This is a genomic window from Allobosea sp. 05T433 (assembly GCF_056396065.1).
In genome coordinates this window covers 1-514 of record NZ_JBFTKS010000122.1, presented here as the reverse complement: position 1 = coordinate 514, position 514 = coordinate 1, and the positions used below count along the sequence as shown (strand labels likewise).

Annotated in this window: 1 pseudogene; it reads right to left on the bottom strand. The window is 69.3% G+C overall.

The window, feature by feature from the left end:
• Positions 1-514, bottom strand: a pseudogene (locus AC1DGP_RS35300) (HlyD family type I secretion periplasmic adaptor subunit); the annotation flags it as partial.

The window sequence follows — 514 nt, the reverse complement described above, 5'->3', positions numbered from 1 at the left end:
CTGACCTCGACGGTGAGCTTGGCCTCGCCCGGTACGATGGTGGCGAGACGGGCGGCCGGGGTGATGACGCCGCCGACGGTGAAGACGGTCAACTCGTTGACGATGCCGGCGATCGGGGCGCGGATCTCGGAGCGCGAGAGCCGGTCCTCGCTGGCGAGCCGCCGGTCGCTGAGCTCGGAGACCTTGGCCTCGACCTGGCGCAGCTCGCGCTGGGCCTCGGTGCGGGCGGTCTCGTCGACGGCGATGATCTGGAGGCGGGCATCGCTGACGCGCAGCCGGGCGCGGGCGATCGAGGCTTCGATCTCGCCGCGCTCGCCGAGCAGGCGGGCCCATTCGCGGTTGATGTTGTAGACCTTCGTGCCGTCGATGAAGCCCTTCTGGAACAGGCCGAGATATTTGTTGCGCTCGAGCTCGACCAGGCGCAGCTCCTCGACCTTGGCGACCTGGCGCGCCTCGAGGCCCTTCACCTCCTCGCCGGACTGGACGATGCTGATCTCGAGCTGTTCCTTGCGGC